Genomic DNA, 12,800 nt, shown 5'->3' with positions numbered 1-12,800 from the left:
TGTCCGTCGTCGCAGACGGACGTCATGTGTAACGCATATATCCGCTGATGTATCGTCGCGGCCCGAACGAACACTCTTAAGAGCGACGCATGCCTGCCACCCTTTCCATAATCCTGATTTCGGGTACGTCCCATGTCGGCAAAAGCACCCTAGCCGGCCTGTTAAGCGAAAAACTCCACTGCGAGGCAATTTCAACCGACAGCCTGGCACGCCACCCCGGGAGGCCATGGCCGGGCATACCCGCGCCTGTGGAGGAATATTACAGGCAGCTGTCGGCAGAAACGATCCATTGGTTTCTGAAGGTGCATCACCAGAATATCTGGCCGCTTGTGCGCGGGCTGATCGACAGCAAGACAGGCACTGGCAATATCGTCATCTTCGAGGGCGCGGCCTTGCGGCCGGAATTTATAGCGCCCCTGCTGGGCAGCACGGTTGCCGGGGTCTTTCTTCACGCACAGAATGACTTTCTCTCCGACAGAATGCGCGCGCATGCAGGATATAAAGATGCGACGGCGGGCCAGCGCCGGATCATGGACGCCTTCATTGAGCGGTCCCTGCGCGAAAATACCGAAATGCTGGCATCCGCGCGACACCATCACGTCCCGATCGTCGACATCGCCAATCCCGAAGCATTCGATGGCCTCGTCAACGAACTCACAGCCCGTGCGGTAGCCTCTCCGGCGTGATGCAAAAGAAGGCAATTTGAGGCCGCTGAAGCCAGCCACCGCCCTAATTCACACTGGAAGTATCCCGTTAATCTCCCTGAACACCATATGAACCGGGGTCTCAGGGTCCGTTCAGTCCGAGTGTGGCAAAACTCTGTCCATGAACTCCAATAAAGGGGAATGGACATGACAAAGTTGATCAGCCGGCTGGCAATCTTCGCGTTTCTCATGGCGATCTTCGCCATGTCCTTCGCCTCGCTCGTCGTTAATCCCAACCGCAGCTTTCAGCGGGTGAATGCGGGTGCGGCGCTTGCCTGCCAGCACAGCCCGGCACCCGCCGCCAATTGCCCCGTCGTGCTGTGAGGACCAGCCGATGACGACGATCTTTTCCAACGGCCTGTTTTCCGCACTGAGACTGGTGCTGATGGCATCGATCTTTCTAGGCCCGGTGGCGGGACTTGCAGTTTACAAGGCAGATCCCCGCCCGGCATCAAAGGGCGCCGGTTTCGTGCTGCTTATGAGCCTGCAACGCGGCGCGCTCGGCTGAGATTTCACCGCCCGCCCTTTGCCGCAGCCATTTTTCCGTTTCTTTTCAGTTTCTTCGTATTTCTGTCGCTTGCCTGTCGAAATAGGCCTCCTATAATGGGCCATGACAATAGCAAAACGAACGATTCCGCCCTTCTCCTTCATCAGCCCCGAGCCTTTCGCGCCGCAGACGTTCACGGACCCGAAAGAAGCTGTCGAGGCTTTGACCGCGCTTTACGAACGCAATACGGCGTTCCTCATCAACTCCTTCACCGAACTTGCCAAGGGTGCGCCGATTACCGGCCGCTACCGCGCCTGTTATCCGCAGGTCAGCCTCGAGACATCCACTTTCGGTCATGTCGATTCGCGCCTTTCCTACGGCCATGTCACCTCCCCCGGCGTCTACACGACGACGATCACCCGGCCGGAGCTTTTCCGCCACTACCTGAAAGAGCAGCTGGGGCTTCTGATCAAGAACCACGGCGTTCCGGTGACGGTTGCCGAATCGGCCACGCCCATTCCGCTGCATTTCGCCTTTGGCGAAGGCGCTTATGTCGAGGCGGCGGCGGCATCTTCGCTGTCCGACGTGCCGTTGCGCGATCTTTTCGACACGCCCGATCTCAACAACACCGACGATCTCATCGCCAATGGCGAATATGATCAGGTGCCCGGCGAACCCGCGCCGCTTGCGCCGTTCACCGCGCAGCGCATCGATTATTCGCTGGCCCGCCTCAGCCATTATACGGCAACGAGCGCCAGCCATTTCCAGAACTTCGTGCTGTTCACCAACTACCAGTTCTATATCGACGAATTCGCCGCATGGGCGCGGCAGTTGATGAAGAATGGTGGCGAAGGCTACACGGCCTTCGTGGAGCCGGGCAACATCATCACCCCCGCTGGCTCCGACAGGCCGGACACGGATGCGGTGCTTGGCCGCCTGCCGCAGATGCCAGCCTATCACCTGAAGAAAAAGGGCCATGCCGGCATTACGCTGGTCAATATCGGCGTCGGCCCTTCCAACGCCAAGACGATCACCGACCATATCGCCGTGCTGCGCCCGCATGCCTGGCTGATGGTTGGCCATTGCGCCGGCCTGCGCAACAGCCAGCGCCTTGGCGATTATGTGCTGGCACACGCCTATGTGCGTGAGGACCACGTTCTGGACGACGACCTGCCGGTCTGGGTGCCGATCCCGGCTCTGGCGGAAGTGCAACTGGCGCTGGAAGGTGCGGTTGCGGAAGTCACCGGTTACGAGGGCTTCGAGCTGAAGCGCATCATGCGTACCGGCACCGTCGCCACGATCGACAACCGCAACTGGGAGCTTCGCGACCAGGCGGGCCCGGTCAAGCGCCTGTCGCAATCGCGCGCCATCGCACTCGACATGGAATCGGCCACCATCGCGGCCAACGGCTTCCGGTTCCGCGTGCCCTACGGCACCCTTCTCTGCGTCTCCGACAAGCCGCTGCACGGCGAATTGAAGCTGCCGGGCATGGCGACGGAGTTCTACCGCACGCAGGTTGCGCAGCATCTGCAGATCGGCATCCGCGCCGTGCAGAAACTCGCCGCCATGCCAACGGAAACGCTGCATTCGCGCAAGCTCAGAAGCTTCTACGAGACGGCATTCCAGTAAATTTGCGCATCCATGTCCTCAAGGTGGTGATGTTGCTCAGACACCTTGAGGCGCTGCAAAGGCTGGAAACCTTTCCGTCGTCATCCTCCGGCTTGACCCGAGGATCCACCACCGGTCGACTATGGATCCTCAGGTCAAGCCCGAGGATGACGTTGAATTTGGGCCGAGCAAAGTAATCCGCTACGCGCGCTGGGGAAGCAACTACATCCGTCTCAAACCACCTTCACCGTCCCCTCCACACGCACGGGAAAATTCACCGACCGGGCGATGAAGCATTTGTCGTGGGCATCGTGGTGCAACTCATCAGCCCGCGCAAGATCACCCTTGGAGATGGTGATGACCGGCTTCAGCACCACCTCACTGAATTGCCCGGCGCCGTCCTTTTCCATAACCAGCGTGCCTTCGGCATTGTCGACATAGTCTTCAACGATGATGCCGTTGACGGAGCAGAAATGCAGGTACCATAGCTTGTGGCAGGCTGAGAGCGAGGCAACAAGCAGGTCTTCCGGGTTCCAGCGGGAGGCATCGCCGCGAAAGGCGGGATCTGAAGAGCCAGCGATATCCGCTTTTCCGGACGTGGAAATCGTGTAGTCGCGTTCATAGTCACGGTAGCCCGAGGTACCCTTGCCGCGATTGCCGGTCCACTTCACCTGAACGGCATAGTGATGTTCCTGTCCTGCCATTTCTTTTCTCCCTTAGAGTTTTTTTTCGCATTTCCCGGACGTAAAACAACTACGCGCTTTATTGGAAATGCTCTGGTGTATCGCGCAGGTGATCGAGCCCCTTGCGCAAAGTCTCGATGATCTGGTCCACCTCCGAGCGGCTGATCGTCAGCGCCGGTGAGGCCAGCATGCGGTCGCCGGTGGCACGCATGACGAGGCCGTTTGCCAGGCAGTGGTTGCGCACGGCGGTGCCGATGTCATCCGGCTTGGCAAAACGCCTGCGGGTCGCCTTGTCGACCGCAAGCTGCAGGCCACCCATGAGGCCGACATTCACTGCCTCACCCACCAACTCGTGGTCGGTGAGGCTTTTCCAGCCTTGCGAAAAATAAGGGCCGATATCATCCCGCACCCGTTCCACCAGCCCCTCATCCTCGATGATACGAATATTTTCCAGAGCGGCGGCGGCGCAGACGGGGTGGCCGGAATAGGTGAAGCCATGGTTGAAATCACCGACCTCGGACAACATCACCTCCGCCACCCGGTCGGAAACGAGGACGCCGCCAATCGGCAGATAACCGGATGACAGGCCCTTGGCGACGGGCGCGAGGTCCGGCTCCACGCCGAAATGCTGGTAGCCGAACCACGAACCGAGGCGGCCGAAACCGCAGATCACCTCGTCGGACACCAGCAGAATGTTGCGCGCCTTGCAGATGCGGGCGATTTCCGGCCAGTAGGTTTCCGGTGGCACAATGACCCCACCGGCGCCCTGAATGGGTTCCGCTACGAAAGCCGCGACATTCTCTTCACCGAGCTCGTCTATCTTCGCTTCCAGTTCGCGGGCCACCTTCAGGCCGAATTCCGCGGGTGAGAGATCGCCGCCTTCCGCATACCAATAGGGTTGGCCGATATGGGCGATACCCTCGATCGGCAGATTGCCCTGCTCGTGCATCCACTTCATGCCGCCGAGCGAAGCGCCGGCGACCGTAGAGCCGTGATAGCCGTTGCGGCGAGCGATCACCTTGGTCTTCGTCGGATGGCCGAGCGCCTTCCAGTAGACCCGCGCCATGCGGAACCAGGTGTCGGTGGCTTCCGAACCGGAATTGGTGAAGAACACATGGTTCATCTTCGGCCCGGCACGGGAAGCGATCTTCTGAGCCAGAAGTGTCGCTGATGGTGTCGTAGTGCCGAAAAAGGCGTTGTAATAGGGCAGTTCGTTCATCTGGCGCTGCACGACATCGGCGATCTCGCGGCGTCCGTAACCGATATTGACGCACCATAGTCCGGCAAAGGCGTCGAGATACTTCTTACCAGTGCTGTCATAGATGAAGACGCCTTCTGCACGCTCGATGATGCGGGTGCCGCTCGCGTTCAGCTTACCCATATCGGAAAAGGGGTGCAGGTGATGGGCGGCATCGATGGCGGCAAGGTTGGACACCGGCTTGGAGACTTCATTCATGACAGATCGCACTCCCGCAAAGACGACGGCGTCTTCCGGAGCCGCACCCAACCGAACATGGCCGGGCGGCTTCGATTTGGCAAGACTGGCGTTTTTTGGGGGATCGAGACGATGATTCGGCCTTGCCGCTTGTTTCTACTCCCCGCCGGGGAGAAGAAATGCGCCGCTACCTTTAAGCAGGTTCGATTGCACCGTTATCGAGGTGGTGCGCTACGCCAAGACCCCTCGCCCCACCAGCACCTTCAATTCGCCGGCATGGACCTCAAGTGCCACGTCGCGCTCCATCGGCAGCAATTCGCCATCGATGACGCAGCGCACGTCGTGGCGCTTCTTGGGGAAATGGAGTTCCACACCCGTGACGGTCGTGGCCGTTACAGCAGCGTTTTCCTTCAGCTTGCCGCGCAGGATGTCGAAAGCGAGCCTTGCGACGCCCGAGGGGCGCAGGGGATCGGTGAGATAGAAGCCGAGGTGGCCGCCCGAGACATTATCCGCGACCAGAAGCGAGTTCTGCCCGAATTCATTGTTGGAGACGGAAATTGCTGACACCTTGCGGCGCTGCGTCTTGCCATTGACCGTATATTCCACCTCGAAGACCGGCGGATTGAGAATGACGCTGATGGCGGCGCGGACGCTTGCCTTGATCTTGCCAAGGCGGGAGGCGAAGGCGAGATTGTTGCGATAGCGCACCATGCGCGAATGCAGGCCTGCGGAAAACTGGTGGACGAAAAGACGGCCGTTGGCGCTGGCGATATCAACATTGGCGATCTCGCCATTCGCCAGTGTCTCCAGGACCTGGCGGATATCGAGCGGCAGCTTCAGCGAGCGGGCGAACAGGTTCATGGTGCCGGCCGGTACGATACCGAGCGCGATGCCGTGTTTCCAGGCGATACCGGCAGCGGCCGAAATCGTTCCATCACCACCGCCGGCAATGATGCCTTCGATATCAGGCTCATCGGCGGCGCGTTCCATCTCCTCGACGACTTCCTTGCCGGAGACCACGCGGCAGTCGATCGTGTGGCCGGCGCGGGAAAAGACCTCGCGGGCGTGGTCGCAATAGGCATCCATATCCGTGGTGCGGAAGGTGCCGCCGTCACGATTGAAAATTGCAATGAGCTTCATATTTCCAACCTGATCCTGTGAGGCAGCCGCGCGTAAATGCTTGGGGTTATATAGGGTTCCAAACACCATCGCGTGAAGATGCTCTTTTGCCGAGAATCGCTCTACCGCAATGCATCATTTCATGTTAGATATCACTTAAGGTCATTTTCATGACCGCGCATCTCCAGTCAGGGCAGGCCGTTCCCATACGGTCTTGCCCTTTTTTCTGTGGGGTCCTTCCCCTTTCAGGTCGCAATGAGCCATTCGAATTTGTCGGAAGCCCGCCTCGAGGCGGAGAGTGAAACCGTTGTTGCGGCAAGGCCTGCCGTGGCACTGACGCCGTTTGCCGTCGCACTCATCGAACTGGCGCTTGCCGCCGGCGGTTTCGGCATCGGCACCGGCGAATTCGCCATCATGGGCCTGCTGCCTGACGTCGCAACGACCTATGGCGTCACGGTGCCCCAGGCAGGTTACGTCATCACGGCCTATGCACTGGGTGTCGTCATCGGCGCTCCCATCATCGCGGTGCTGGCTGCACGCATGACGCGGCGCACCCTGCTTCTCGGGCTCATGGGACTTTTCGCACTCGGCAATATCTTGAGCGCAGTCGCACCTGATTTCCTGAGCTTCACCGTGTTGCGCTTCATCACCGGCCTGCCGCACGGCGCCTATTTCGGCGTTGCAGCGCTGGTGGCCGCCTCCATGGCGCCAATCCACAAACGTGCCCGCGCCGTTGGCCGCGTCATGCTCGGCCTCACCATCGCCACGCTGCTTGGAACGCCGCTTGCCACTTTCTTCGGGCAGATGCTTTCCTGGCGCGCGGCCTTCATGCTGGTCGGCGGCATCGGGCTGTTGACCGTTGCCCTGCTGTGGCTGTTCCAGCCGCGCGACAGGGTAGAGGAAGGTGCCAGCGTTTGGCGTGAACTCGGGGCTTTCCGCCGCGTGCAGGTATGGCTGACGCTCGCCATCGCGTCGGTCGGTTTCGGCGGCATGTTCTCGGTTTTCAGCTATATCGCCAAGACCACCACCGATGTCGCGATGATGCCGGTTTCCACCGTCTCCATGGTGCTCGCCCTCTTCGGCATCGGCATGAATGTCGGCAATGTGGTCGGCTCGCGGCTGGCCGATATCTCGCTCAACGGCACGATCGGCGGCATGCTCGCCTTTAACGTGGTGGTCATGGCCGTGTTCGGCATGACGGCGCATGACCCGTTCATGATGTGTCTCTGCGTCTTTCTGATCGGCTGCGGTTTTGCCGCCTGCCCCGCCGTGCAGACGCGGCTGATGGATGTGGCAGCGGATGCGCAGACGCTTGCGGCTGCCTCCAACCACTCCGCCTTCAACATCGCCAACGCGCTCGGCGCATGGCTTGGCGGCATGGTCATCGCCATGGGCTATGGATATGCCTCCACCGGTTATGTGGGCGCTGTTCTTTCGCTTCTCGGGCTTGGCGTTTTCCTTGTGTCCGTCACCGTCGAACGGCGCGCAAAAGCCGGCTGAAAGCCGGTTTTTCAGCGGCCGGAACACCCGTTCCGGCACCTGCAATAAACCTTACGGAAATTTCACGATCGGCTCGCTTGACTCTTTTTGGTTTCGGGCGCAACACGGCGTTACGCGCAGGCCGTGACCCGGCACAGCGCGGATTTTAACGGAGCATCATTTGATGTCTAGCGACAGTAGTAGTCGATTGCCTTTGCCGAAAGCGGCGAACGGGAACTGATCCGGCACCTGTCGGCTCACCACCGCGTTCGTCGTAATCGGCGAATCGACGGAAAGGTGAGCAATCATGAACTTCCACACCCTCTCCCAGAGAGCCAGCAAGGCCGCACGTCTTCTCCGCAGCGGAAATGCCGGTTCCACCACCATTGCAGAACGCGTCGAGCACCTCAACACACTCGATACGCATGAGGCAGTCGCTGCCCTGCTCGCCATGCCGCATGCAAAGGCCGTCGCCATTCTCGACCGGCCGGAACTGCATGACGCAGCCGCCATCATTGCCGGCATTCCGCTTGACCAGGCCGCCCGCTTCGTCAACCTGATGTCAGACGACCGCGTTGCCGACGTCATGGCGGAAATGGACGAAGAGCCGCGCGCAAAGCTGTTTTCCCGGCTGGATCGCACAACCGCGCTCTCCATCAAACATCTGATGGGTTATCCGCCGCGCACCGCCGGCTCGATCATGACCACGGAATTCGTCAGCGTGCCGGATAGCTGGACGGTGGAACAGACCCTTTCGCACATCCGCGTCGTCGAGCGGTCGCGTGAAACGGTCTATGCCATCTATGTTCTGGCGCAGGACGGAACGCTGTCCACCGTCGTGACGCTGCGTCGCCTGCTGACCGGCGAGGCCGGCGCCTCCATTCTCTCCGTCGCATCGAAGGAAGGCATCGTCTGTGCCAGCCCCTTGATGTCGCAGGAGGATGTTGCCCGGCTCATCCGCAAGCACGACCTTCTGGCGCTTCCCGTCGTTGACGACCACTCGCATATCCTCGGCATCGTCACGGTCGACGACGTGATCGACACCATGATCGCCGACACCACGGAAGACGCTCACAAGTTCGGTGGTATGGAAGCACTCGGCAAGCCCTATATGGCAATGGGCTTTCCGGACATGATCCGCAAGCGCGCAGGCTGGCTGGCTGCCCTGTTCCTGGGTGAAATGCTGACGGCAAGCGCTATGCAGCATTTTGAAGGCGAGCTGGAAAAAGCCGTCGTGCTGACTCTGTTCATACCGCTCATCATGTCATCAGGCGGCAACTCCGGTTCGCAGGCCACCTCGCTCATCATCCGGGCGCTGGCGCTCGGCGAACTGAAGCTTTCGGACTGGTGGCGGGTGCTGCTGCGGGAAATCCCGACGGGCCTGACGCTCGGCTGCATTCTCGGCGCCATCGGCTTCCTGCGTCTGACCATCTGGCAGCAGGCAGGCTTTTATGATTATGGCGACCACTGGCTGCTGGTGGGCGCCACCGTCTTTGCCGCACTCGTCGGCATCGTCACCTTCGGCTCGCTGGCCGGCTCCATGTTGCCATTCCTGCTGCAGCGTCTGCGGCTGGATCCAGCCAGCGCATCTGCGCCGTTCGTCGCCACGCTGGTGGATGTCAGCGGCCTCGTCATCTACTTCTCGGTGGCGCTGGTCATCCTCAGCGGCACGCTGCTCTGAAACACAAAAGGCCCGCTCGAAAGAGCGGGCCTTTTCATTTGCAGAGTTTTCGACAGGGCAACCACCCCTCAACCGCCGGCGCTGATAACGCCCGTTCCGAGAAGTCCCAAAAGAATGACGCCGATGACCACCCGGTACCAGACGAAGGGCATGTAGCTCTTGGTGGAGACCAGCTTGAGGAAGACAACGATCACGGCGTAACCGACGACGAAGGCGATCAGGGTTGCGAGCCCCGTCTGGCCCCAGCCTACAGGGTTCTCCTCGCCGATGCTTTTGAACAGCTGGTAGAAACCGGAACCGAAGACGGCGGGAACGGCGAGCAGGAAGGAATATCGTGCGGCCGCCTCGCGCGTGTAGCCTAACAGCAGGCCGGCGCTGATGGTGCCGCCCGAGCGCGAGACGCCGGGGATGAGCGCCATGGCCTGCGCGAAACCGAACAGGATGCCATCACGCCAGATCAGCTGGTTCAGCTTGTAGCGCTTCTTGCCGATCCTGTCGGCGACCCCGAGAATGATGCCGAAGACAATCAGCATTACGGCGGTGATATAGAGATTGCGCAGCGAATGCTCGATGGCATCCTTGAAAAACAGGCCGAGCAGCACGATCGGCACCGAGCCGACGATGATCAGCCAGCCAAGCCGCGCATCGGACTTGTCATAGGGTCCGAGGCGAAGGTTCTGCCGGAGCCAGGCGGCGGCGATCCGCATGATATCGGACCAGAAATAGACCAGCACCGCCGCTTCCGTGCCGATCTGCGTAATCGCCGTGAAGGCGGCACCCGGATCCGCACCGGAGGGCAGAAACTCCCCGGCTATCCTCAGATGCGCGCTTGAAGAAACCGGAAGAAATTCCGTAAGTCCTTGCAAAAGGCCGAGAAATCCGGCCTCCAACCAACCGATGCTCATGTGATTTGGTGTCCCTGCTGCGAATCGAATTCGCAGCATTATGCATCAAACCGGGCAAATCCGTGTTGCATCGCACCATGAAAAAGAAGTGCGGGAGGGCTTGGTTTTACCCGTTATTTTTCAGGCTGCCTTCTCCGCAGCCTCGGGATGAAGGGTGTATTTCGCACCGTTCTTGCACACAACATGGGCGTCGCCCCAGCTTTTCAGCGCCGAGATCACAGGCTTCATGGTTTCGCCAAGTTGCGTCAGCGCATAGTCCACGCGCGGCGGCACCACCGGGAAGACGGTGCGCGAAATCAGGCCCGCCTCTTCCAGTTCCCGCAGCTGCTTGGTGAGCATGCGCTGGGTGACGCTTGGGATGTGGCGGCGCAACTCGTTAAAGCGCAGGGTGCCCTCGTTGATGAGGTGATAGAGGATCACGCCTTTCCATTTGCCGTCGAGAAAACTCAAGGCAGACTCCACCGGGCAGCCCGGAAAATTGCCGGTAAGCTTGGCGCGCGGTCGCGACATCACAGTATCCTTTTTGTATGTATCATCACAAAATGTGCATTCTTGTGATCGATGTTCATATGTATCAAGTAAGAGGCACGCAAACAAGCAAAGGAGACTGTTCATGCGCGCCATCGGTTACAAGACGAGCCAGCCCATTACCGCAACGGATGCCCTTATCGACCTCGACCTGCCGCAGCCGGAGGCGACGGGGCATGATATTCTGGTGGAGGTGAAGGCGGTTTCGGTCAATCCTGTTGACACCAAGGTTCGCCGCAACCAGGCGCCGGAAAACGGTGCTGCCCGCGTGCTGGGCTTCGATGCGGCGGGCGTGGTGAAAGACGTCGGCGACAAGGTATCGCTGTTCAAGCCCGGCGACGAGGTGTTTTACGCTGGTGTCATCAACCGCCCCGGCTCCAACAGCGAATTCCATCTGGTCGATGAGCGCATCGTTGGCGCCAAACCGAAGTCGCTGAATTTCGAGGAAGCGGCGGCACTGCCGCTGACCGCGATCACGGCCTACGAGACGCTGTTCGACCGGCTGCGGGTGACAGAGCCCGTTCCGGGTGCGGCAAATGCCGTTCTGGTGATCGGTGGCGCCGGCGGCGTCGGCTCGATTGCCATCCAGCTTCTGCGCGCACTGACCGATCTCACCGTCATTGCCACGGCTTCGCGGCCGGAAACGATGCAATGGGCCAAAGACCTCGGCGCGCATCATGTCGTCGATCACAGCAAGCCGATTGCCCCGCAGGTGGAAGCGCTCGGCCTTGGTGCACCGGGCTTCGTATTCTCGACCACCCATAGCGACATTCACGCCGCAGACAGCGTGGCGACCATTGCGCCGCAGGGCCGTTTTGCGCTGATCGACGATCCGGCCGGCGGTTTCGACGCCATGGCGTTCAAGCGCAAATGCGTTTCAATCCATTGGGAAATGATGTTTGCCCGCGCGGTATTCCAGACGCCCGACATGATCGAACAGCACAAGCTGCTCAATCACGTTGCTGAACTGGTCGATGCCGGCAAGATCAAGACGACGTTGACCGAGGTTTTCGGCACCATCAACGCCGCAAACCTCATCAAGGCCCACGCCTTGATTGAAAGCAACACGGCCAAGGGCAAGATCGTGCTTTCGGGCTTTTGATCTACACGTCACACGAAGTGGGAGGTGCGCGCCTGATAAAGCGCGCCCTTCCCGGTCAATCGTCTTCCGGATCTTCCGGGCATGGCCATGCGGCAGGCGTCGTCAGGCCGCTCGGCAGTTTTGTCTTGGCGTCGCCGCAGGCGATGTCGATCTGTTTCTGCTCAAGGCCGGTGGCGGCGGAAAGATCGACCCCCTCTATGCGGGTCAACAGCAGGAAGGCGTTGGCAAAATCCACCGCGCCGCCGAGCTTTGCGCCCTGGAAGCTGGCACGCGACAGATTGGTCAGCGAAAATTTCGAGCCGGACAGGCTGGCATCTTGAAACTCGGCACGCCCGAGTTCAGCCTTGGTAAAATCCGCGCCGTCCAGTTTGGCCTTGTTGAAATTGGTCCGCTGCATTTCCGCATTGATGAATTTTGCGCTGGTGGCGTCGGCGGCGGAAAAGTCACTGCGGTAGGCTTCCACCTTCGTCAGGTTGGCGCCCTGCAGGTTCGCCTCTCCAAGAGCCGTCCGGATGAGTTTCGCCTTTTCAAGATTGGCGCCCTTCAGCGAGGAGCCGCGCAAATCCGTATAGGTGAAATCCGTGCCGTAAAGCATCGCCGAATCGAGGTTGCTGCCGCCCAGCATCAGGAGGCGCTTGTTGCATTCGCGCCAGTCGATGCCGGCCATGGCGTCGGCGCGGCAGCTGGCGGCCATCAGCGGGCTGCCACTGAGCGAAACGGCAACTACCATACCTGCCGCCAGACCGGCGACGATCCTTGTATTCCGCACGATATTCAGCCTCTGAAAGCCGGACATTCCATCACTCCTGCCGCCGGGCGACGGCCCAAACGCAACATATGCACATTCAAGGCGTTACCGCATTCCTGGCCCACAATCCATGGACCATGCAAAGCGACAACACCCCAACATCCTATATGTAAGAAATCGAAGGGCAATCCACAAATACTAGGGGGGACGAGACTTTCGATGCCTCGCGCACGCGACGTCATCCTTTCGCTTGTCGCCAGGATCCAACCACGTATCGTGAAATCAATCGGTTGCAGATGCCCGGGGCAAGCCCGGGCAAGA

The 12,800-nt window shown here is 60.1% G+C and carries 13 protein-coding genes; 7 read left to right on the top strand and 6 right to left on the bottom strand.

The features are described 5' to 3' along the window. Positions 1 to 89: 89 nt before the first annotated feature. From G6L97_RS03225 to amn, 4 genes are all read left to right on the top strand, one after another. On the top strand, positions 90 to 686 hold the full coding sequence (locus G6L97_RS03225; RefSeq protein WP_111783199.1) for a P-loop NTPase family protein: 597 nt from the start codon (positions 90 to 92) through the stop codon (positions 684 to 686). Between the two features lie 159 nt (positions 687 to 845). After that, positions 846 to 1,028, top strand: coding sequence for a hypothetical protein (locus G6L97_RS03220; protein WP_013635780.1), 183 nt, complete (start codon positions 846 to 848; stop codon positions 1,026 to 1,028). A gap of 10 nt (positions 1,029 to 1,038) precedes the next feature. Continuing rightward, entirely contained in the window at positions 1,039 to 1,212 is a 174-nt protein-coding gene (locus G6L97_RS03215) for a hypothetical protein (protein ID WP_003512206.1), read from the top strand. 102 nt (positions 1,213 to 1,314) lie between these two features. After that, entirely contained in the window at positions 1,315 to 2,820 is a 1,506-nt protein-coding gene (gene amn, locus G6L97_RS03210) for an AMP nucleosidase (protein WP_003512205.1), read from the top strand. Between the two features lie 212 nt (positions 2,821 to 3,032). Here amn and G6L97_RS03205 read toward each other — a convergent pair whose 3' ends face one another. The 3 genes from G6L97_RS03205 to G6L97_RS03195 form a co-directional block, all read right to left on the bottom strand. Then, positions 3,033 to 3,503 (bottom strand): OsmC family protein, encoded by a 471-nt coding sequence (locus tag G6L97_RS03205; protein WP_025592887.1) that lies wholly within the window; start codon positions 3,501 to 3,503, stop codon positions 3,033 to 3,035. 58 nt (positions 3,504 to 3,561) lie between these two features. After that, positions 3,562 to 4,938 (bottom strand): aspartate aminotransferase family protein, encoded by a 1,377-nt coding sequence (locus tag G6L97_RS03200; RefSeq protein ID WP_111783201.1) that lies wholly within the window; start codon positions 4,936 to 4,938, stop codon positions 3,562 to 3,564. A gap of 210 nt (positions 4,939 to 5,148) precedes the next feature. Continuing rightward, positions 5,149 to 6,057 carry a diacylglycerol/lipid kinase family protein gene (locus G6L97_RS03195; protein WP_003512196.1) on the bottom strand — a complete coding sequence of 303 codons (909 nt, stop codon included), beginning with the start codon at positions 6,055 to 6,057 and terminating at the stop codon, positions 5,149 to 5,151. Positions 6,058 to 6,291: 234 nt separating this feature from the next. Between G6L97_RS03195 and G6L97_RS03190 the strand changes: the two genes are divergently transcribed. Then, entirely contained in the window at positions 6,292 to 7,536 is a 1,245-nt protein-coding gene (locus G6L97_RS03190; RefSeq protein WP_013635774.1) for an MFS transporter, read from the top strand. Between the two features lie 286 nt (positions 7,537 to 7,822). Beyond that, positions 7,823 to 9,196 (top strand): magnesium transporter, encoded by a 1,374-nt coding sequence (mgtE, locus tag G6L97_RS03185; RefSeq protein ID WP_111783202.1) that lies wholly within the window; start codon positions 7,823 to 7,825, stop codon positions 9,194 to 9,196. Positions 9,197 to 9,264: 68 nt separating this feature from the next. Here the strand turns inward: mgtE and G6L97_RS03180 are convergent, their stop codons facing one another. Both G6L97_RS03180 and G6L97_RS03175 read right to left on the bottom strand, forming a co-directional pair. Next, positions 9,265 to 10,101 carry an undecaprenyl-diphosphate phosphatase gene (locus tag G6L97_RS03180; protein WP_003512187.1) on the bottom strand — a complete coding sequence of 279 codons (837 nt, stop codon included), beginning with the start codon at positions 10,099 to 10,101 and terminating at the stop codon, positions 9,265 to 9,267. A 120-nt stretch (positions 10,102 to 10,221) separates the two neighbouring features. Then, positions 10,222 to 10,611, bottom strand: a complete 390-nt coding sequence (locus G6L97_RS03175; RefSeq protein ID WP_111783203.1) for a winged helix-turn-helix transcriptional regulator — start codon at positions 10,609 to 10,611, stop codon at positions 10,222 to 10,224. A 103-nt stretch (positions 10,612 to 10,714) separates the two neighbouring features. Between G6L97_RS03175 and G6L97_RS03170 the strand changes: the two genes are divergently transcribed. Then, complete coding sequence (locus G6L97_RS03170; RefSeq protein WP_111783204.1) at positions 10,715 to 11,731, top strand: zinc-binding alcohol dehydrogenase family protein; 1,017 nt, start codon at positions 10,715 to 10,717, stop codon at positions 11,729 to 11,731. 55 nt (positions 11,732 to 11,786) lie between these two features. Here the strand turns inward: G6L97_RS03170 and G6L97_RS03165 are convergent, their stop codons facing one another. After that, positions 11,787 to 12,527, bottom strand: a complete 741-nt coding sequence (locus tag G6L97_RS03165; protein ID WP_013635767.1) for a pentapeptide repeat-containing protein — start codon at positions 12,525 to 12,527, stop codon at positions 11,787 to 11,789. Between the last annotated feature and the right edge of the window lie 273 nt (positions 12,528 to 12,800).

Source organism: Agrobacterium tumefaciens (assembly GCF_013318015.2).
GTDB classification, from domain to species: domain Bacteria; phylum Pseudomonadota; class Alphaproteobacteria; order Rhizobiales; family Rhizobiaceae; genus Agrobacterium; species Agrobacterium tumefaciens.
The sequence above is the reverse complement of the archived record's forward strand: the minus strand, read 5'-3'. Positions and strand labels throughout refer to the sequence as shown.

Bases quoted from the DNA above. Each gene is read 5' to 3' on its own strand.
- G6L97_RS03205 (WP_025592887.1), bottom strand. From the start codon at position 3,503: ATGGCAGGACAGGAACATCACTATGCCGTTCAGGTGAAGTGGACCGGC.
- G6L97_RS03200 (WP_111783201.1), bottom strand. From the start codon at position 4,938: ATGAATGAAGTCTCCAAGCCGGTGTCCAACCTTGCCGCCATCGATGCC.
- G6L97_RS03225 (WP_111783199.1), top strand. From the start codon at position 90: ATGCCTGCCACCCTTTCCATAATCCTGATTTCGGGTACGTCCCATGTC.
- G6L97_RS03165 (WP_013635767.1), bottom strand. From the start codon at position 12,527: ATGTCCGGCTTTCAGAGGCTGAATATCGTGCGGAATACAAGGATCGTC.
- amn (WP_003512205.1), top strand. From the start codon at position 1,315: ATGACAATAGCAAAACGAACGATTCCGCCCTTCTCCTTCATCAGCCCC.
- G6L97_RS03195 (WP_003512196.1), bottom strand. From the start codon at position 6,057: ATGAAGCTCATTGCAATTTTCAATCGTGACGGCGGCACCTTCCGCACC.
- G6L97_RS03170 (WP_111783204.1), top strand. From the start codon at position 10,715: ATGCGCGCCATCGGTTACAAGACGAGCCAGCCCATTACCGCAACGGAT.
- G6L97_RS03215 (WP_003512206.1), top strand. From the start codon at position 1,039: ATGACGACGATCTTTTCCAACGGCCTGTTTTCCGCACTGAGACTGGTG.
- G6L97_RS03180 (WP_003512187.1), bottom strand. From the start codon at position 10,101: ATGAGCATCGGTTGGTTGGAGGCCGGATTTCTCGGCCTTTTGCAAGGA.
- mgtE (WP_111783202.1), top strand. From the start codon at position 7,823: ATGAACTTCCACACCCTCTCCCAGAGAGCCAGCAAGGCCGCACGTCTT.
- G6L97_RS03190 (WP_013635774.1), top strand. From the start codon at position 6,292: ATGAGCCATTCGAATTTGTCGGAAGCCCGCCTCGAGGCGGAGAGTGAA.
- G6L97_RS03220 (WP_013635780.1), top strand. From the start codon at position 846: ATGGACATGACAAAGTTGATCAGCCGGCTGGCAATCTTCGCGTTTCTC.
- G6L97_RS03175 (WP_111783203.1), bottom strand. From the start codon at position 10,611: ATGTCGCGACCGCGCGCCAAGCTTACCGGCAATTTTCCGGGCTGCCCG.